The organism is Klebsiella sp. K-3, from assembly GCF_051207495.1.
Lineage (GTDB): Bacteria > Pseudomonadota > Gammaproteobacteria > Enterobacterales > Enterobacteriaceae > Klebsiella > Klebsiella aerogenes.
Map to the genome: position 1 here is coordinate 555,529 of NZ_JBPNXF010000001.1, position 18,659 is coordinate 574,187.

The 18,659-nt window shown below is 57.7% G+C and carries 15 protein-coding genes; 8 read left to right on the forward strand and 7 right to left on the reverse strand.

Annotated features, from left to right (window positions below; genetic code table 11):
* Positions 1 to 160: 160 nt before the first annotated feature.
* Entirely contained in the window at positions 161 to 1,234 is a 1,074-nt protein-coding gene (locus tag ACSEMK_RS02675; RefSeq protein WP_087860012.1) for a LacI family DNA-binding transcriptional regulator, read from the forward strand.
* Here ACSEMK_RS02675 and ACSEMK_RS02680 read toward each other — a convergent pair.
* The 6 genes from ACSEMK_RS02680 to moeA all read right to left on the reverse strand — a co-directional run bounded on the left by ACSEMK_RS02680 (position 1,231) and on the right by moeA (position 9,084).
* Complete coding sequence (locus ACSEMK_RS02680) at positions 1,231 to 2,496, reverse strand: DUF1479 domain-containing protein (protein ID WP_271032234.1); 1,266 nt, start codon at positions 2,494 to 2,496, stop codon at positions 1,231 to 1,233. The genes ACSEMK_RS02675 and ACSEMK_RS02680 overlap by 4 nt on opposite strands.
* A gap of 139 nt (positions 2,497 to 2,635) precedes the next feature.
* Positions 2,636 to 3,451, reverse strand: coding sequence for a Cof-type HAD-IIB family hydrolase (locus ACSEMK_RS02685; protein ID WP_430914954.1), 816 nt, complete (start codon positions 3,449 to 3,451; stop codon positions 2,636 to 2,638).
* 150 nt (positions 3,452 to 3,601) lie between these two features.
* Positions 3,602 to 6,034 (reverse strand): formate C-acetyltransferase/glycerol dehydratase family glycyl radical enzyme, encoded by a 2,433-nt coding sequence (locus ACSEMK_RS02690; protein WP_435336308.1) that lies wholly within the window; start codon positions 6,032 to 6,034, stop codon positions 3,602 to 3,604.
* 3 nt (positions 6,035 to 6,037) lie between these two features.
* On the reverse strand, positions 6,038 to 6,937 hold the full coding sequence (locus ACSEMK_RS02695; protein WP_316424453.1) for a glycyl-radical enzyme activating protein: 900 nt from the start codon (positions 6,935 to 6,937) through the stop codon (positions 6,038 to 6,040).
* Positions 6,938 to 7,093: 156 nt separating this feature from the next.
* Positions 7,094 to 7,849, reverse strand: a complete 756-nt coding sequence (gene moeB, locus ACSEMK_RS02700; protein ID WP_316424454.1) for a molybdopterin-synthase adenylyltransferase MoeB — start codon at positions 7,847 to 7,849, stop codon at positions 7,094 to 7,096.
* The gene (moeA, locus tag ACSEMK_RS02705; protein ID WP_430914956.1) at positions 7,849 to 9,084 is read right to left on the reverse strand and encodes a molybdopterin molybdotransferase MoeA; all 1,236 of its coding nucleotides are present in this window, start codon (positions 9,082 to 9,084) and stop codon (positions 7,849 to 7,851) included. The genes moeB and moeA overlap by 1 nt, the downstream gene beginning before the upstream one ends.
* A gap of 179 nt (positions 9,085 to 9,263) precedes the next feature.
* Here moeA and iaaA point away from each other — a divergent pair, with 179 nt between their 5' ends.
* From iaaA to gsiD, 5 genes are read left to right on the forward strand one after another with little or no spacing between them, the layout of a single operon-like run.
* Positions 9,264 to 10,205: a beta-aspartyl-peptidase gene (gene iaaA, locus ACSEMK_RS02710; protein ID WP_087860004.1), complete on the forward strand. Its 942-nt coding sequence runs from the start codon at positions 9,264 to 9,266 to the stop codon at positions 10,203 to 10,205.
* 14 nt (positions 10,206 to 10,219) lie between these two features.
* Positions 10,220 to 12,073: a glutathione ABC transporter ATP-binding protein GsiA gene (gene gsiA, locus ACSEMK_RS02715; RefSeq protein ID WP_087860003.1), complete on the forward strand. Its 1,854-nt coding sequence runs from the start codon at positions 10,220 to 10,222 to the stop codon at positions 12,071 to 12,073.
* A 33-nt stretch (positions 12,074 to 12,106) separates the two neighbouring features.
* Positions 12,107 to 13,648 carry a glutathione ABC transporter substrate-binding protein GsiB gene (gene gsiB, locus ACSEMK_RS02720; protein ID WP_430914957.1) on the forward strand — a complete coding sequence of 514 codons (1,542 nt, stop codon included), beginning with the start codon at positions 12,107 to 12,109 and terminating at the stop codon, positions 13,646 to 13,648.
* A gap of 46 nt (positions 13,649 to 13,694) precedes the next feature.
* Positions 13,695 to 14,615, forward strand: coding sequence for a glutathione ABC transporter permease GsiC (gene gsiC, locus ACSEMK_RS02725; RefSeq protein WP_020079290.1), 921 nt, complete (start codon positions 13,695 to 13,697; stop codon positions 14,613 to 14,615).
* 1 nt (position 14,616) lies between these two features.
* Positions 14,617 to 15,528, forward strand: coding sequence for a glutathione ABC transporter permease GsiD (gene gsiD, locus ACSEMK_RS02730; RefSeq protein WP_087860000.1), 912 nt, complete (start codon positions 14,617 to 14,619; stop codon positions 15,526 to 15,528).
* Positions 15,529 to 15,649: 121 nt separating this feature from the next.
* On the opposite strand, the gene rimO is transcribed toward gsiD, so the two are convergent.
* Positions 15,650 to 16,975, reverse strand: coding sequence for a 30S ribosomal protein S12 methylthiotransferase RimO (rimO, locus tag ACSEMK_RS02735; RefSeq protein WP_430914958.1), 1,326 nt, complete (start codon positions 16,973 to 16,975; stop codon positions 15,650 to 15,652).
* 236 nt (positions 16,976 to 17,211) lie between these two features.
* Between rimO and ACSEMK_RS02740 the strand changes: the two genes are divergently transcribed.
* Both ACSEMK_RS02740 and bssR read left to right on the forward strand, forming a co-directional pair.
* The gene (locus tag ACSEMK_RS02740) at positions 17,212 to 18,102 is read left to right on the forward strand and encodes a Kdo hydroxylase family protein (RefSeq protein ID WP_430914959.1); all 891 of its coding nucleotides are present in this window, start codon (positions 17,212 to 17,214) and stop codon (positions 18,100 to 18,102) included.
* A 136-nt stretch (positions 18,103 to 18,238) separates the two neighbouring features.
* Positions 18,239 to 18,622, forward strand: a complete 384-nt coding sequence (gene bssR / locus ACSEMK_RS02745) for a biofilm formation regulator BssR (protein WP_045364588.1) — start codon at positions 18,239 to 18,241, stop codon at positions 18,620 to 18,622.
* The last annotated feature ends 37 nt before the right edge of the window (positions 18,623 to 18,659 follow it).

Consider the following 18,659-nt stretch of genomic DNA (forward strand, 5'->3'; position numbering starts at 1 on the left):
ATTCAAAATAAGGGAGAAAGTCGGCAGGCAGTAGCGCTATTTATGCAAAATTTTTCATGAGATGACGTAGTTCTCATAATTTGGCGGAGTATTTGCTTGTTGGTCAGGGTTTGGCGACTATGAAAATTCTTTCATTTTTGAATTGGAGCTGGATCACAGAATGGACAAAAAGCTGCGAGTCGCGGAAATTGCCGCCCGCACCGGGCTGTCGGCCAGTACGGTTTCGCGTGTGTTAGCCGGAAAAGCGAATACCAGCGAAAAGGCCCGTCAGGCGGTATTGGCCTGCGCCCGTGAACTTGGGGTGATGCAGGGATTGGCCGCCGGGCGGCTACTGCTCAACAACCTGCTGATTTTTGCGCCACAGCGGGCCTTCGACGAACGTTCAGATATTTTCTACTACCGCGTCATCCAGAGTATTAATAACGCGCTGGCGCCGCATGAAGTACGTCTGCGTTATTGCGCGCTGGAAGAAAACGACAGCGACGCCAATCTGTTTCTGGCCCGCATGAACGAGACCGACACCCAGGCGGCGGTATTACTGGGTATCGACGATCGGCATATCCACGCGCTGGCGGCGGATCTTGGCAAACCTTGTGTATTAATCAATTGCCGGGATGAGGGGATGCGGCTTCCTTCCATTGCGCCTGACCATCGCCTGATTGGTCAGTGCGCCGCTCGTTATCTGTTTGATATGGGCCATCAGGCGGTAATGAACGTGATGTGCCTGCGCCGCTATACCATGGAGCTACGGCTGGTGGGTATTAAAGAGGCGTGGCGCGCGTGCAACCTGCGGTTTACCAGTAGCCGCGACCTGATTAGCGTCGCTAATTTTAGCGCCAGAGAAACGGAAGAGCAGGTCGGTGCCTGGCTCGATGCTTTACAGGGGCGCCCGATGCCGACGGCATTCCTGGTGGGCGGCGATTTTATGGCCGCCGGTACCGTCAGCGCGCTGCAAAAACGAGGCCTGCGGGTGCCGCAGGATGTCTCGGTGATGAGTATCGACGGTTTTAATCTGGCGGCGATTCAGGACGTGCCGCTGACGGCGATTCATGTGCCGCGGGATGAGCTCGGCAGCGAGGCGGTGCATCTTCTCCAGCAGCGTCTGCTGCGCCCGGAAGCGCCGCACGGTTCGCTACTACTGCACGGCGCCCTGGTGGTACGCGATTCGGTGCGGCGGATCCGGCCAGGCAAGAGCCATACCGCCGTAGAACAGCAAGGTCTGTATGATGATTAGATCTTCATGCCCAATGCGCGTTTGCCGTGATCGTTAAGATCGGCAACGGTGAAGCGCGCCTGCCAGTCGCATTCATAATCCTCGCGCGGGAAATCCCCGGGAGAAGCGCCTTTTTCCAGCGCGATTTTTACCTTCTGCGCGTAGGCGAGATTCTTCTCGCACATCGGCGCGGCCGGGATGTACATGACGTTGCCCCAGCCCTGTTGATTTTCCACCGGCGCGACCGAGTGAATGACATCGCAGTGCCACCAGACGGAATCACCGGCGTTCAGCGCTGGAATCGAGCTTAACGCTTTGATAAGCAATGGATGCCATTGCTCAGAGATCGGCAGCACCTTGCCCGGCGCGACGCCGCACAGTTCATCTTCCGGCACATCATCCAGCAGAGGGCGCAGCAGAACGTAAGCCATCGCCTCCGGGATCGGCACCACGTGCAGTAGCCCTTGACCGGGGATCATGTCCGACAGCGCCGTCCAGCCCTGGAAGGTGCGGAACACCGAACATTTGGTGGTGTTATCGACGGTGTACTCTTCCACTTCGGTACGGTGTGCCGCGTCCCACGGATCGTAGGCGTCGATATTGCCATTAAAGACGTTGGCGAAAACCTGCTGATAGGCGGGAAGCAACCAGCGCTCCAGCGCCCCGGAATCGGTATGCGCGCCCAGCCCCTTTGAAGTGGTTCCCGGCGGGCGGCGGCGGATGCGGTCAGGGTAAATCACGCTGACATCCGGATCGAACCAGCGTTTGCCGTCCTGTTCAAAGCGCCACAGTCGGTTAAGGAAGGATTGTACCGCCGCCATTTCATCGCTTTGGCGCGCCTGCATTTGCGAGGGCGACCAGTAGATCGGATAGATCTCCGGGCGCGAAGCCTCCAGCGAGCCGAAGAAGCTGTCGCCAGGCCCTTTGTAAACGTCGTCGAAATGGTTCAGATCCAGGTATTCCAGCATCGCGTTATCCCAGGCCAGCGCCTGTTCGCGCGGGTAGTGGCCTTTGATAACCGCGCAACCGCGGCGCTTAATCGCCTCACGCTGCGCCTCGCTCACTTTACCCTGGGCGATATCGCTAAACGGGATTACCGGCCAGACTTCCTGACCTGCGGCTTTCAGGGCATTAATCTCGTCCAGGCGCTCGCTGATGCGCGCCGAGAGTTTATCGAACACTGCCTGGACATCGCCGATTTGCGCCCGTAGCGCCTGTTTCATCTGGCGAATCGCCGCTTTGTGGTCGGCAGGTAATGTTTCGTGGGTAGGGAGAGCAGCCATAATCACCTCGCTGTATCTTTCATTCGAAAGTAATAAATCTTACAAACGTTAATTTAAGTTAAATTAGAGTTAATGCAAGTTTAAAATCATGCAGCGGCGCACAAAATGGAAAAGCCGGGGCGGATACCCCGGCACAGGATCAGTCGTTGAAAGGGGAGGTCTTATCGAGAACGGCCTGAATCACCTTCAACGCGCCGTCGTGGTTATTGTCATCGGTGGTGAAACCGGCGATGGCTTTGATGCTGTCGGCAGCGTTGGCCATAGCAAAAGCATATTTCACCAGTTTTAACATTTCGGCGTCATTGCCGCTGTCGCCAATTGCTACGCACTGCTGCGGCGAAAGGTTCCAGCGTTTGAGCAGGCGGCTGATGCCGTTGGCTTTATGCAGGCCGGGGATAATCAAATCGACAAAGCCAAAGCCGCTGGTGACCGGCTTCATGATTCCGTCGAGCGAGACGTGCAGTTTATCAATAAGCTGTGGAATATCGCTATCCGGCAGGTTGAGGGAGAATTTGAATAGCGTATCGTCGATGCGATGGTAATCGCTTATCCGCTGCAGACGATGGTAGTGCTTCGACATCAGCTCAACAAAGGCGTCCGGGGCTTTATCACTAACGTATGCGCTTTGCAGGCCGCAGGCGACAAAGTTGAGCTGCGGATCTTTCAGCAGTTCGCCAATGACTACTTGTGACTCGTGACGGGTCAGTTCGCCGTGGAACACCTGTTTGCTATGCTCGTAAACCAGAGCGCCGTTTTCTGCGACGAACGAAATCTGCTCGCGGATTTCCGGGAAAAATGAGATCAGCTGATAGTACTGGTTGCCGCTGGCGACAACAAATTCAATACCTTGCTGTTTAAGCTGCGCAAACTGCGCGAGGAAACGCGGGCGGTCGTACTGCTTGGCGTCATTGAGAAAAGTTCCGTCCATATCGGTGACGATAACTTTAACGGTCATAAGAGGTGCTCCTGGCTTAACTTCGACCAGTAACATTCTAATTACAATGTGATGGGGAGCACAAATTTATTTCGAATGAAAGTTTATCCCATTATCAACGGGTACAGAAGATGTCACCCGGCTCAGCGCAGCGCCGGCCGGGTATTTTCCTTACAGCGTATGCTCGGTACGGGCGATGATGTCGTCCTGGGTATCCGGCGACAGGGCGGTGAAGAACGCCGAGTATCCGGCGACGCGGACCACTAAATCGCGGTACTGGTCAGGGTGTTTCTTGGCTTCCAGCAGCGTTTCGCGTGACACGATGTTGTACTGAATATGCCAGCCTTTGTGCACTTCAAAGAAAGTACGCAGCAGCACCATCAGCTTCTGCTTATCGGACTCGTTCTCCAGCGTGGAAGGATTTAGCTTCTGGTTGAGCAGCACGCCGCCGAGGATCGCGCCGGTCGGCAGTTTGCCTACCGAACTGATAACCGCCGTGGGCCCCAGGTGATCGGTACCGGAGGCCGGGCTGGCCCCTTCCGCCAGCGGCGCGTGCGCTTTGCGGCCATCCGGCGTCGCCATGGTTTGCGCGCCGAACGGGACGTTCGCGGAGATAGACGACGTACCGGCGTAATAGTTACCGCCAATCGGGCCGCGGCCGTAACGCGGGTTATGGTACTGCTTCAGCTCGTCGATATAAGTCTGATAGGCGCGGGCCAGCAGAATATCGACGCTATCGTCGTCGTTACCGTACTTCGGCGCGCCGTTGATCAAGCGCTGACGTAACTGCTCATGGGTCAGGCCGGTAAAATCTTCCGCCAGCGCCTTCGCCAGTTCCTGCTGGCCGATAACGCCCTGATCGAAGACCAGTTTTTTCACCGCCGCCAGGCTGTTGCCGAGGTTGGCGATCCCGACCTGCAGGCCGGAAACCCAGTCATATTTCGCGCCGCCCTGCTTGATGCTTTTCGCCCGTTCGATGCAGTCATCAACTAACGCTGAGCAAAGAATATCGTGGACGTTCTCTTCCAGCATGGTATCGACAACGTACTCAATCTCGATGGATTTACGGGTGTAGTAGCGGATCTGGGTGTCCCAGTCTTCCAGTACCTGGTCGAAGTTGGCGAAGTTGCCTTTCGACAGCGCATGTTCCTGCGCAAGGAATACCTGACCGCTGGTGGCATCGCGGCCGCCTTCCAGCGTCGCCAGCATCACCCGCGCGAAGTTGATAAAACTCATGCCGGTGCAACGGTAGCCCCACTTGCCGCCGACCGCGGTTTCGATACAGCCGATGGCGGCATAATCGTAGGCGTCCTGCGGCTCGATACCGAGCTTGATAAATTCCGGAATGACGATTTCATCGTTATTAAACGCCGGCATGCCGAAACCGCAGCGGATCACCTGAACGCAGGCGTCGAGGAAGTCGTTGCTCATCCCGGCATGGTAACGCACGCTGAGGTTCGGCTGGGTAGAGCGCAGGCGGCCGCAGGATTCGAGGATCGCGTACGACAGCGGGTTGACGGCGTCCTGTGGTTGACCGTCGACCAGATTTTGCCCGCCGATGGTGACGTTCTGGTATAGCGGGCTGCCGGCAGAAGCCTTGGAATGCGAGCCGGAGCGGATTTTGTTGACCTCCAACAGCTTCAGCCAGCAGCTGTGCAGCAGCTCAATGGCCTGTTCGCGATCCAACGATTGCTGCAGTTCAACGTCGCGGCGGTAGTACGGATAAAGGTACTGGTCCATGCGGCCAAAGGAGACCGAGTGGCCGTTGGATTCAATCTGCAGGATCAACTGAATGAAGTAGCAGAGCTGCAGCGCCTGCCAGAAGGTTTTCGGCGGCTCGTGGGCGATAACTTCACAGTTTTCGGCGATCGCCAGCAGTTCGTCGCGGCGCAATTCGCGCGGCTCCTGCGCCGCCATGTCGCGCGCCAGCGTAGCGAAGCGTTTGCAGTGTTCGCTCACTGCCGCGAGCACGATATCGATCGCCTTCAAAAATTGTTCGCCGTGCAGATCTTCCAGCACCGTCAGATTAATACGCGAGCGGCGCTCAGCGACTTTCGCGCGCATGCCGTCGAGCCCTTTTTCCAGCAGCAGAGGATAGTTGACCGCCAGGTGGGCGTCGCCGGAAGTCATGTTACCTTCGGCTTTGATAATACCGGTGGCGAGCAGCGCTTTTTGTTCATCGGTAAACATGCCGTAGCAGCGGTCCTGAACGGTCTGCCCGCGCCACCATGGGCACACTTCATGTAAGACACGCTTATTCTCTTCACTGACCGAGAAGCCGGCGCCCGGACGGTCGGCGAGATCGTCTATCTCTTTCTCAATCCAGCTGACGGTATATTCCGGGAAAATCGGCGCGGCGCGAACTTCGCTGGCCTGGTTGCCGACGATCAGTTCATCGTGCTTGATCCAGATAGTGCGTTCCGCCAGATGATGCGCCAGCGCCAGCGCGCGACGCACCGGGATGGGTTTATCGAGATGTTGCTGATAGGCGGCGGTATAGTGTTGGGCGCGCTCGGTACAAACCGGCGGCTTAACGATATGCACCAGCGCCATTTTATGCGCCTGAATGCGAGCGCTCAGAGTATCCAGTTTTAAGGTGGTCATAAGTTATCCTCGTAGGGTCGCCGTTAAACCTTTGCTTTGCGCGTACTGCTGCGCAAAGGCCAGTAGCTCGGGAGCGGCCAGCGGTTTTTCCGGTGCGGTATAGGGCTGACTGAGTAATTGGTATTTATTCATTCCCAGCGTGTGGTACGGCAGGAAATGGATTTCGCTGACCTGAAGACGGTCGGCGGCAAAATCGGTAATCGCGGTAATGTCGGCTTCGTTGGCGTTAAATCCCTGAATTAATGGGACGCGAATGATGATTTTTTTCCCTGCCTGCGCCAGGCGCTGCAGGTTATTCATTACCCGGCGGGCGCTGCCGTCGGTCCACTGCTGGAAGACGGCATCGTCAACGTGCTTCAGGTCGGCCAGAAACAGATCGACAAACGGTAAAGAGGGTTCAATGTACTTCCATGGTACGTGCAGGCAGGTTTCCACGGCGGTGTGAATGCCCGCCTGATGGCTGGCTTCGAACAGCGCCTGCGCAAGCGTCGGGTTCATAAAGGGCTCGCCGCCGGAAAGGGTAATGCCGCCGCCGCTGCGATCGTAAAACGGCTTATCGCGTAGCACCGTCGCCATAATTTCCGCCACGCTTTTTTCCTCGCCGCAGACCGTCAACGCGGTAGTGGGGCAGCAGTCGCGTAGCGCGGCAATATGGCGCTCGTTGACGTTTTGCCGATGGATAATCAGGCCGTCGAGGGTACGTGTAATCACCTCCGGCGCCGCCTGCTGGCACAGCTCGCAGCCGTCAAGACATAGCCGCGCGTCGTACAGCAGGTCTTCGTTGCGGGCGCGGCTTTCCGGGTTCTGACACCAACGGCAGCCCAGCGAACAGCCTTTAAGGAATACGACGGTACGGATCCCCGGGCCGTCATGGGTGGAGTAGCGCTGGATGTTGAAGATCATGATTTACCCTCTTATTTGCATATGAAGATTAAATAACTTTCGAATGAAAGTTATATTGATGCAAATCAACAATCAGAGTGGGTAAAAGAGACGGGAAGAAAAAGAACGGTGTGGTTCACAAAATAACCGGCGACCTGCCTCGCCGGCGGCTGGAATTTAATGCGAACCGCACACCTCGCACTGGGGGTGACGCATCAGCTTCATTTCGCGAAACTGGCAGCTCATCGCGTCATACATCACGATTTTGCCCCTGGCGGGGGTGCCGTAACCGGTCAACAGTTTAATCGCCTCCATGGCCTGCAGCGAACCGATAGTGCCGACCAGCGGCGCCATCACCCCGGCTTCGACGCAGGTGAGGGCGTTTTCGCCGAACAGGCGGCTCAGGCAGCGATAGCATGGCTCGCCGTCCTGATAGGTAAAGACGCTGATTTGCCCCTCCATACGAATCGCCGCGCCGGAGACCAGCGGGGTTTTGTGCTGGAAGCAGCCGGCGTTAAGCTGGTTGCGAATAGCAACGTTGTCGGTACAGTCGAGCACCAGATGGTGGTCGGCAATCTGCGTTGCCAGCGCCGCGTCATCGAGCATTGCATCGATGGTGACCAGCCGGACGTGCGGGTTAATACGCGCCAATGCGTCGCGGGCAGAATCCACCTTCGGCTGGCCGATGGTCGCGTCGCTGTGCAGCGTCTGACGTTGTAGATTGGATAACGAAACGGTATCGAAATCCAGCAGGGTGAGCTGCCCCACCCCGGCTGCCGCCAGGTATTGAGCGGCGGCGCAGCCGAGCCCGCCGAGGCCGACGACCAGTACGCGAGCGGCTTTTAACCGCTCCTGACCGTCGAAATCAAACCCTCGCAGTACGATCTGCCGATTATAGCGCAGCATCTCCTCGTCGCTCAGCTCAACGGCCATTACAGCCCCCCAAACAGGTGATTAAAGGGCTCGACTTCGACCCATTCGCCCGCTTCGACGTTGCCGCGTTCGCGCTCCAGTACGATAAAGCAGTTACCGAGGCTGAATGAGCTGAAAATGTGCGAGCCCTGATGGCCGGTGGTGCTCACCACCAGTTCGCCTTCCGGATTGCGTTGCAGCACGCCGCGCTGGAAGTCGAGGCGGCCCGGCGATTTTTTCAGCCGGCTGGCGGCGCGCACGCGCAGACGCATCGGCTGGGTTTGACCGCGGTTGCCGGAGAGCTTGGCCAGCAGCGGCTGTACCAGTTGATAGAAGGTTAAGGTGGCGGAAACCGGATTGCCCGGCAGGCCGCAGAACCAGCTGTTGCTGAGCTTGCCGAAGGCGAACGGTTTACCCGGCTTAATCGCCAGCTTCCAGAAGCCGATCTCGCCCAGTTCTTCGAGGATAGTTTTGGTGTAATCGGCTTCGCCCACGGAGACGCCGCCGGAACTAATCACTACATCGGCCTGCTGGTCGGCGGCGATAAAGGCGTCGCGCAGCTTCGCCGGATCGTCAGGAATAATACCGAGGTTGATGACCTCGCAGCCCAGCTGTTCGAGCATCAGATGTACCGCCAGGCGGTTAGTGTCATAAATCTGGCCGTCGCCGAGCGGTTGGCCCGGCAACTGGAGTTCATCCCCGGTCGAGAAGACCGCGACGCGCACTTTACGCACGACCTCGACGTCGGCAATACCCAACGATGCCAGCACCGGCAGTTCCGCAACGGTAAGACGAGTCCCTGCCGGGAATACTACCGCGCCGTTGGCGATATCTTCGCCGCGACGGCGTATATTTTGCCCGGCTTTCACCGGCGCGATGAAGCGCACGCCCGCATCGCTTTGTTCCGTTTCTTCCTGCATGACCACCGCGTCGCAGCCTTCAGGCACCGGCGCGCCGGTCATGATGCGGATACAGGTGCCCGCCGGCCAGGCGTCGTGGAACGGTTGGCCGGCAAAGGCCTTACCGGCAACCGGCAGCGACGCGCCGTCGGTGAGGTCGGCCAGGCGCACGGCATAGCCGTCCATCGCTGAGTTATCAAAACCGGGTACGTCCAGCGGCGAAACGACATCATGGGCGGTCACGCGCGAAAAGGCCTGCAGCAGCGGCAGGGTTTCCGTGGCCTTCAGCGGCGAAATACGGTCGAGCATCTGAGTCAGGGCTGTGTCGAGCGGCATCAGTCCGGCGGTAAAATCCATGGGTTACTCCTGCTGGCAAAACGTCGAAAACGCCTATTATGGCAGAAAAGCGCCGGCGACTGTATGCCACTGCGGTACGAGGCTTTACATCACCGGATGCTCTTTCTATATTCAAAAAATGTATAAAAGTTTAGTCAGTATAATGATATCTATACAGTTTATGGCAAAGGAAAGATCGAATGGGTAAGGCGGTAATAGCAATCCACGGCGGCGCCGGCGCGATTAGCCGAGCGCAGATGTCGCCGGAGCGCGAACGCGAGTATGTAGCCGCGCTGTCGGCCATCGTCGACAGTGGGCAAAAAATGTTGGCAGCAGGCGCCAGCGCGCTGGATGCGGTGACAGAAGCGGTACGTCTGCTGGAAGAGTGCCCGCTGTTTAACGCCGGGATAGGCTCGGTATTTACCCACGATCAAACGCACGAACTGGATGCCTGCGTGATGGATGGCTATAGCCTGCAGGCCGGCGCGGTGGCTGGCGTAAAGCATCTGCGTAACCCGGTGCTGGCGGCGCGTCTGGTGCTGGAAGAGAGCCCGCACGTGCTGCTCATCGGCGAAGGGGCGGAAAAGTTTGCCGCCTCGCGCGGGATGACGCTTGTTGAAAACGAGTTATTTTCTACCACCGAGCGGCTTCTGCAGTTACAGCAGGCGAAAGAGGGCGGCGAGATTATTCTCGACCACCATGCCGCGCCGCTCGACGAACGCCACAAAATGGGCACCGTTGGCGCGGTGGCGCTGGATCTGGCCGGTAATCTGGCGGCAGCGACCTCCACCGGCGGAATGACTAATAAACTGCCCGGTCGCGTCGGCGATAGCCCGCTGCCGGGCGCCGGCTGCTATGCCAATAATGCCAGCGTCGCGGTCTCCTGCACCGGCACTGGCGAAGTGTTCATGCGCACGCTCGCTGCTTACGACATTTCGGCGTTGATGGAGTACGGCAATCTCAGCCTGTTTGAGGCCTGCGAGCGAGTGGTGCAGGAAAAACTGCCGGCGCTGGGCGGCAGCGGAGGCCTTATCGCCGTTGACCGCGAGGGGAATGTGGTGCTGCCATTCAACAGTGAAGGGATGTACCGGGCGTGGTGTTATGCGGGCGATACGCCGACGATTGGAATTTATCGCGAATAAAAGGAGAAGCGAGTTTGCCGCAAAGTCATGAAATTGATGAAGACGATGTGCTGGTGGTACGCGATCTTAACGTCGCCTTTAGCCAGCAGCGGCAGCGCGTTTCTGCGGTGCGTAACCTGTCATTTAGCCTCCGCCGCGGCGAGACGCTGGCGATTGTCGGCGAGTCCGGTTCCGGAAAATCGGTGACTGCCCTGGCGTTGATGCGCCTGCTCGACGAGGCGGTTAGCGAGGTCAGTAGTGAAGCGTTGCTGCTACGTCGACGCAACCGTCAGGTGATTGATATCAACGCGCAAACGGCAGGTCAAATGCGTCAGGTTCGCGGCGCGGACGTGGCGATGATTTTTCAGGAGCCGATGACCTCGCTGAACCCGGTATTCACCATCGGCGAACAAATTGCCGAGTCTATTCGGCTACATCAGGGACTGCGGCATGACCAGGCGCTGCGGGAAGCTAAAAAGATGCTCGAACGGGTGCGTATTCCGGAAGCGGAAGCGATGCTTTCACGTTACCCGCATCAGCTTTCCGGCGGCATGCGCCAGCGGGTGATGATCGCCATGGCGTTATCGTGTCGACCGGCGGTACTGATTGCCGATGAACCTACCACCGCGCTGGACGTCACTATTCAGGCGCAGATCCTGCAGCTTATCGCCGCATTGCAAAAAGAGATGGCGATGGGGGTGATGTTTATCACTCACGATATGGGCGTGGTGGCGGAGATCGCCGATCGTGTGCTGGTGATGTATCGCGGCGAAGCGGTTGAAAGCGGGCGCGTCGACGATATTTTTCGCGCCCCGCAGCACCCTTATACCCAGGCGCTACTGGCGGCGGTACCGAAGCTCGGCTCAATGCGCGGCAGCGATTTACCGCGGCACTTCCCGCTGCTCAACGACGGTGTGACCCAGCAGCCGGAACAGAATACCGTGGTCGCCGGCAAACCGATTTTACAGGTGCGCGATTTGGTCGCGCGTTTCCCGATCCGCGGCGGTATTCTCAACCGCGTCACCCGCGAAGTGCACGCGGTGGAAAAAGTGAGTTTCGATCTGTGGCCGGGCGAAACGCTGTCGCTGGTCGGCGAATCAGGCTGCGGTAAATCGACCACCGGGCGGGCGCTGCTGCGGCTGGTGGAAGCGCAGGGCGGCAGTATCACCTTTAACGGCCAGCGTATTGATGCGCTGTCCGGCGGCAAGCTGCAGACGCTGCGCCGCGACATTCAGTTTATTTTTCAGGATCCTTACGCCTCGCTCGATCCGCGGCAGACGGTCGGTTATTCCATTATGGAGCCGCTGCGCGTGCATGGTTTGCTGGAAGGGGATGCGGCTCGCGAACGCGTCGCCTGGCTGTTGCAGCGCGTGGGGCTGGAGGCGGAACACGCGTGGCGTTATCCGCATGAGTTTTCCGGCGGCCAGCGGCAGCGTATCTGTATCGCCCGCGCACTGGCGCTCAATCCGAAAGTGGTGATCGCCGATGAGTCGGTGTCGGCGCTGGACGTGTCGATTCGCGCGCAGATTATTAATCTGCTGCTCGATTTACAGCGTGAAATGGGCATCGCATTTCTGTTTATTTCCCATGACATGGCGGTGGTGGAGCGCATCAGCCACCGCGTGGCGGTAATGTATCGCGGGCGGATCGTGGAGATTGGCCCGCGTCGCGCCGTGTTTGAAAACCCGCAGCATCCTTACACCCGTAAACTGATGGCGGCGGTGCCGGTCGCCGACCCGGCGCATCGTCAACCGCAGCGCGTATTACTCTCTGACGAGCTGCCGGGGAATATCTATAAACCGGGAGAAGAAATCGACAGCGCGCCGTTACAGCTGGTAGCGCCGGGACATTATGTCGCCCGCGAGCCCGCCGATGTACTGAGCCGATAACAACCTAACGCACTCTTGCAGGAGCATAACAACATGACTCAACCTGTTACACGCAAATGGCTACTGGCGCTTGGCATCGCCTCGGCGCTGGCGGCGACGCCGGCCTTCGCCGCGAAAGATGTGGTGGTCGCAGTCGGTTCCAACTTCACGACCCTCGATCCCTATGACGCGAACGATACCTTATCGCAGGCGGTGGCGAAGTCGTTTTATCAAGGCCTGTTCGGCCTTGATAAAGAGATGAAGCTGCAAAACGTACTGGCGGAGAGCTATACCGTCTCGGCGGATGGGCTGGTGTATACCATCAAGCTACACAGCGGGGTGAAATTCCAGGATGGCACCGATTTTAACGCCGAAGCGGTGAAAGCGAATCTCGACCGCGCCAGCAATCCGGATAACCATCTCAAACGCTATAACCTGTATAAGGATATCGCCAGCACCGAGGCGGTGGATCCGACGACGGTCAAAATCACGCTCAAACAACCGTTCTCGGCGTTTATCAATATTCTTGCCCATCCGGCGACGGCGATGATTTCGCCGGAGGCGCTGAAAAAATATGGCAAGGAGATCGGCTTCCACCCGGTAGGTACCGGGCCGTATAAGCTCGACACCTGGAATCAGACCGATTTCGTCAAAGTCAGCAAGTTTGATGGTTACTGGCAGCCGGGGCTGCCGAAGCTGGATTCCATTACCTGGCGCCCGGTGGTCGATAACAACACCCGTGCGGCGATGCTGCAAACCGGCGAGGCGCAGTTCGCTTTCCCGATCCCTTACGAGCAGGCGCCGCTGCTGGCGAAAAACAGCAAGCTGGAGCTGGTGGCCAGCCCGTCGATTATGCAGCGCTATATCAGCATGAACGTAACGCAGAAGCCGTTCGATAATCCGAAGGTGCGGGAAGCCATCAACTACGCGATTAACCGTCAGGCGCTGGTTAAGGTCGCGTTTGCCGGATACGCCACCCCGGCGACCGGCGTCGTGCCGCCTTCTATTGCCTATGCCCAGACCTACAGCGCATGGCCTTACGACCCGGCGAAGGCCCGTCAGTTGCTGAAAGAAGCCGGTTTCCCTAACGGCTTCAGCACCACGCTGTGGTCATCGCATAATCACAGCACCGCGCAGAAGGTGCTGCAGTTTACCCAGCAGCAGCTGGCGCAGGTGGGTATTAAAGCGCAGGTGACGGCGATGGATGCCGGACAGCGTGCGGCGCAGGTTGAAGGCAAGGGGCAGAAAGAGAGCGGAGTACGGATGTTCTACACCGGCTGGTCAGCGTCGACTGGCGAAGCCGACTGGGCGCTGTCGCCGCTATTCGCCTCACAAAACTGGCCGCCGACCCTGTTTAACACCGCCTTTTACAGCAACCCGCAGGTCGATAAAGACCTGAGCGAGGCGCTGAAAACGACCGATGCGCAACAGAAGACCAAACTCTATAAAGATGCGCAGGACATTATCTGGAAAGAGTCGCCGTGGGTGCCGCTGGTGGTTGAAAAGCTGGTATCGGCGCATAGCAAAAACCTGACCGGGTTTTATATTCAGCCGGATACCGGTTTTAGCTTCGAGCAGGCGGACTTAACGCAGTGATAATGTTTATGCTCACGCGTTCCCTCTGCCGAAATAGGAGGGGGCGATGCTGAATTACGTTCTGAAGCGCCTGCTGGGGCTCATTCCGACGCTGTTTATCGTCGCCGTGCTGGTGTTCCTGTTTGTGCATATGCTGCCGGGCGATCCGGCGCGGCTGATTGCCGGGCCGGAAGCCGATGCGCAGGTGGTGGCAATGGTACGCCAGCAGCTGGGGCTCGACCAGCCGCTGCATGTCCAGTTCTGGCACTACATCACCAATGTATTGCAGGGTGATTTCGGTATCTCGATGGCTTCGCGCCGCCCGGTGACCAGCGAAATCGCCAGCCGCTTCATGCCGACGCTATGGTTAACGCTTGCCAGCATGAGCTGGGCGGTGCTGTTCGGCATGGCGGCGGGGATTGCCGCGGCGGTGTGGCGCAATCGCTGGCCGGATCGGCTGGGGATGGCGCTGGCGGTAACCGGTATCTCCTTCCCGGCGTTCGCTCTCGGTATGCTGCTGATGCAGGTCTTTTCCGTGGAGCTTGGCTGGCTGCCGACGGTCGGCGCCGACAGCTGGCGGCACTATATTCTGCCGTCGTTGACCCTTGGCGCCGCGGTGGCATCGGTGATGGCGCGCTTCACCCGCGCGTCGTTCGTTGACGTGCTCCATGAGGATTACATGCGTACCGCGCGGGCCAAAGGGGTGAGCGAAACGCTGGTGGTGTTGAAGCACGGCCTGCGCAACGCGATGATCCCGGTAGTGACCATGATGGGGCTACAGTTCGGTTTTTTGCTCGGCGGCTCCATTGTGGTGGAGAAGGTCTTCAACTGGCCGGGGCTTGGGCGACTGCTGGTGGACTCCGTGGAGATGCGCGATTACCCGGTGATTCAGGCGGAAGTGCTGCTGTTTTCGCTGGAGTTCATTCTTATCAACTTAGTGGTGGACGTGCTGTATGCCGCCATTAACCCGGCTATCAGGTACAAGTAAGGTGAGATTGCTCAACTGGAGAAGGGAAGCGGTTATCAACGCCATGCCGGGCGTTAAGCCCGGACAGATCCGCACGCCGTGGCATGAGTTCTGGCGGCGTTTTCGTCGCCAGCCGGTGGCGATGGCGGCGGGCATATTTGTGCTGTTGCTGATTGTTGTCGCGATTATCGCGCCGTGGATAGCGCCGTATGACGCGGAAAACTATTTCGATTACGACCGCCTGAACGAAGGGCCGTCAATGGTGCACTGGTTCGGCGTTGATTCGCTGGGGCGCGATATCTTCAGTAGGGTGCTGGTCGGCGCGCAGATTTCGCTGGCCGCTGGGGTACTGGCGGTACTGATTGGCGCGCTGATTGGCACCGTGCTCGGCCTGCTGGCCGGGTACTACGAAGGCTGGTGGGACCGTATCACCATGCGCATCTGCGACGTGCTGTTTGCCTTCCCCGGCATTCTGCTGGCGATTGCGGTGGTGGCGGTGATGGGCAGCGGGATGGCCAACGTGATTATCGCGGTGGCGATTTTTTCAATTCCGGCGTTCGCCCGCCTGGTGCGTGGCAATACGCTGGTTCTGAAGCAGCAGACGTTTATTGAGTCGGCGCGCAGTATTGGCGCCAGCGATTCGACTATTCTGTTCAACCATATTTTGCCCGGTACGGTGTCGTCGATAGTGGTCTATTTTACCATGCGCATCGGCGTGTCGATTATCTCCGCCGCCAGCCTGTCGTTCCTCGGCCTTGGCGCGCAGCCGCCGACGCCGGAATGGGGGGCGATGTTGAACGAAGCGCGCGCGGATATGGTGATGGCGCCGCATGTGGCGTTATTCCCGGCGATCGCCATTTTCCTGACGGTGCTGGCGTTTAATCTATTGGGCGACGGCCTGCGCGATGCGCTGGATCCGAAGATAAAGGGATAGGAGACAAGTACGGCGGTAGCAAAGTTGGTAGGTTAGCCCAGCCTGCGCTACGCCTGGCTGGGCTACGGGGTTGAGCGGTGGTAGCCCGGATAAGGCGCAAGCCGCTATCCGGGAAGCGGGATTAGACCCGGGTACCCCACAGGTCGTATTCGTCGGCGTGCTCGACTTTCACCCGCAGCACGTCGCCCGGTTTAACGTTGGTTTCACCGTTTAGATAGACCGCGCCGTCGATTTCCGGGGCATCGGCCATACTGCGGCCAATCGCGCCTTCTTCATCGACTTCATCGACCAGCACCATAATTTCGCGGCCCACTTTTTCCTGCAGACGCTCGGCGGAAATCTGCTGTTGCAGCTGCATAAAGCGGTTCCAGCGCTCTTCTTTCACCTCTTCCGGTACCTGATCCGCCAGTTCGTTGGCGGTGGCGCCTTCAACCGGGCTGTACTTGAAGCAGCCAACGCGGTCCAGACGCGCTTCTTTCAGGAAGTCGAGCAGCATCTGGAAGTCTTCTTCCGTTTCGCCCGGGAAACCGACAATAAAGGTGGAACGCAGAGTCAGATCCGGGCAGATCTCGCGCCACTGTTTAATACGCGCCAGCTGACGGTCTGCGGAACCTGGGCGCTTCATCAGTTTCAGGATGCGCGGGCTGGCGTGCTGCAGCGGAATGTCGAGATACGGCAGGATCTTGCCTTCCGCCATCAGCGGGATCACATCGTCAACGTGAGGATACGGGTAGACGTAGTGCAGACGTACCCAAATACCGAGTTTCGCCAGCTCTTCACACAGGCTGACCATACTGGTTTTCACCGGCATGCCGTTGTGGAAACCGGTGCGGTGCTTGACGTCAACGCCATAGGCGGAGGTGTCCTGCGAAATCACCAGCAGTTCTTTCACCCCGGCATCGGCCAGGCGTTTGGCTTCCGCCAGCACTTCGCCAATTGGGCGGCTCACCAGATCGCCGCGCATTGACGGGATAATGCAGAAGGTGCAGCGATGGTTGCAGCCTTCCGAGATTTTCAAGTACGCGTAGTGACGCGGCGTCAGCTTGACGCCTTGTTCCGGCACCAGGCTGAGGAACGGGTTATGCTTCGGCTTCGGCGTATAGTGGTGAATGTGCTCCAGCACCTGCTCGTAGCTATGCGGACCGGTAATTTCCAGCACCTTCGGATGCACCTCGCGGATTTGATCTTCTTTCGCGCCGAGGCAGCCGGTAACGATCACTTTGCCGTTTTCTTTTAAGGCTTCGCCGATCGCTTCAAGCGATTCCTGCACGGCGCTGTCGATAAAGCCGCAGGTGTTGACGATAACCATATCGGCGTTGTCGTAGCTGGGAACCACGTCATACCCTTCGGTACGCAGTTCGGTGAGGATACGTTCTGAGTCTACCAGGTTTTTCGGGCAGCCCAGGGAGACGAAGCCGATTTTCGGCTGGTGCGTGACATTGCTCATAGCTTAAAAAATGTTCATTTATTGGAATGGTCAGGGCAGGAATTCTACAGATCTTTGCGAAAAAGAGTATAGCCAGGGGACGATGAATGATGAAAAAGCTTTACGGCAAAAAAACTCAGCTATGGTATTTAAAACCATTATCTCCTTTACATTGACCTTACGTTTAATAACATTCTGTTAACCTTGCCTATGGCCGGAGCCAAAACTGATAAACCCATGCGGCAAGGAGCATAACAATGACCACGAGCAGTCCGCTGGCCCTTACTACATTACCCTTTACCCATCTGGATATTCCGCCGCAGCCATCGTCAATTCAGCACTCGCTGGAAGAGGGCAACGTCCTCTATTTACCGAATCTGGATTTTTCGCTGACTGCCGAAGAGCGCGAATTACTTAATATCGATTTAGTATCGCCGAAGCGTAAGAACATTAGCTATCAGCCACAAAAGCGTGAAATTAAAGGCGTAGCGGACGCGGCGAAAGCCCCGGCGGTACTGCAACTGACCGAACGTTACTATCAATCCACGTTGCGCCTGATTGAAGCGCTGCTGCCCGGATATCGCGAAGCGCTTTATCGCCCGCAAACCAGTCTGCGGCTGCATCCGATAACCGCCTGGCGCGACACGACCTCGTGGCGTAAAGATGATACCCGCCTGCACGTCGACGCTTTCCCGTCGCGCCCGGTTTATGGCGATCGCATTCTGCGCGTATTTTGCAACATCAATCCGCACGGTGAACCGCGCTTGTGGCGCACCGGCGAACATTTTGAAACGCTCGCTGCGCGTTTTCTGCCGACGCTGAAACCGTGGTCGCCGTTCGCCAGCTGGCTGCAATCGGCGGTGGGGATCACCAAAAGCAAACGCAGCCATTACGATCATCTGATGCTGGCGTTGCACGACAAAATGAAAAGTACGCCGGAATATCAACAGCACGGCGTACAGCAGGCGGTAGAGTTTGCCGCGGGGAGTACCTGGATCTGCTTTTCCGATCAAACGCCGCACGCGGCGATGGGCGGCCAGTTTATGCTGGAACAGACTTTCCAACTGCCGGTGAGCGCGATGCATAATCCGCATTATTCACCGCTGAAGGTGCTGGAAAAGTTGATGAACCAGCCGCTGGTAAGTTGAACAACGCGGCGTGACCTCTGAAGTTGTAACATTGTAAATAATGTTAATTGCTGTGGGATTATTGACCTTGCTCATGATTCCGCGCAAAAAATGACCATACTATGATTATGGTAATGGACGACAGAGGAGGACCGTGATGAGCGTTGACAGACGTTACACTAACCTTTTGAATAAGCTGATTAATGCCAATATCGATCTGGCGGCTTATCTCCAGCTTCGTAAAGCGAAAGGCTATATGTCAGTCAGCGAAAATGACCATCTGCGTGATAACTTGTTTGAGCTATGCCATGAACTGCGCGTACACGCGCCGCGTTTGCAGCACGCCATCGCGCCGGAAGAGATGGAAGCCTTCCGCCTTGCCGGCGAGTCCGTCGCTTCGGCGGCGGTTTGCCTGATGAGCGGGCATCATGATTGCCCGGCTTATATTGCCGTTAACGTAGAGAAGCTAGAACGCTGTCTGTCGGGATTGACGATGAATATTCACATTCTGAATAAATCCGCGCCAATTGCCCACGCCTGAATCCAGGGGGAGGCGACTCCCCCTGTTAAAGTTTATG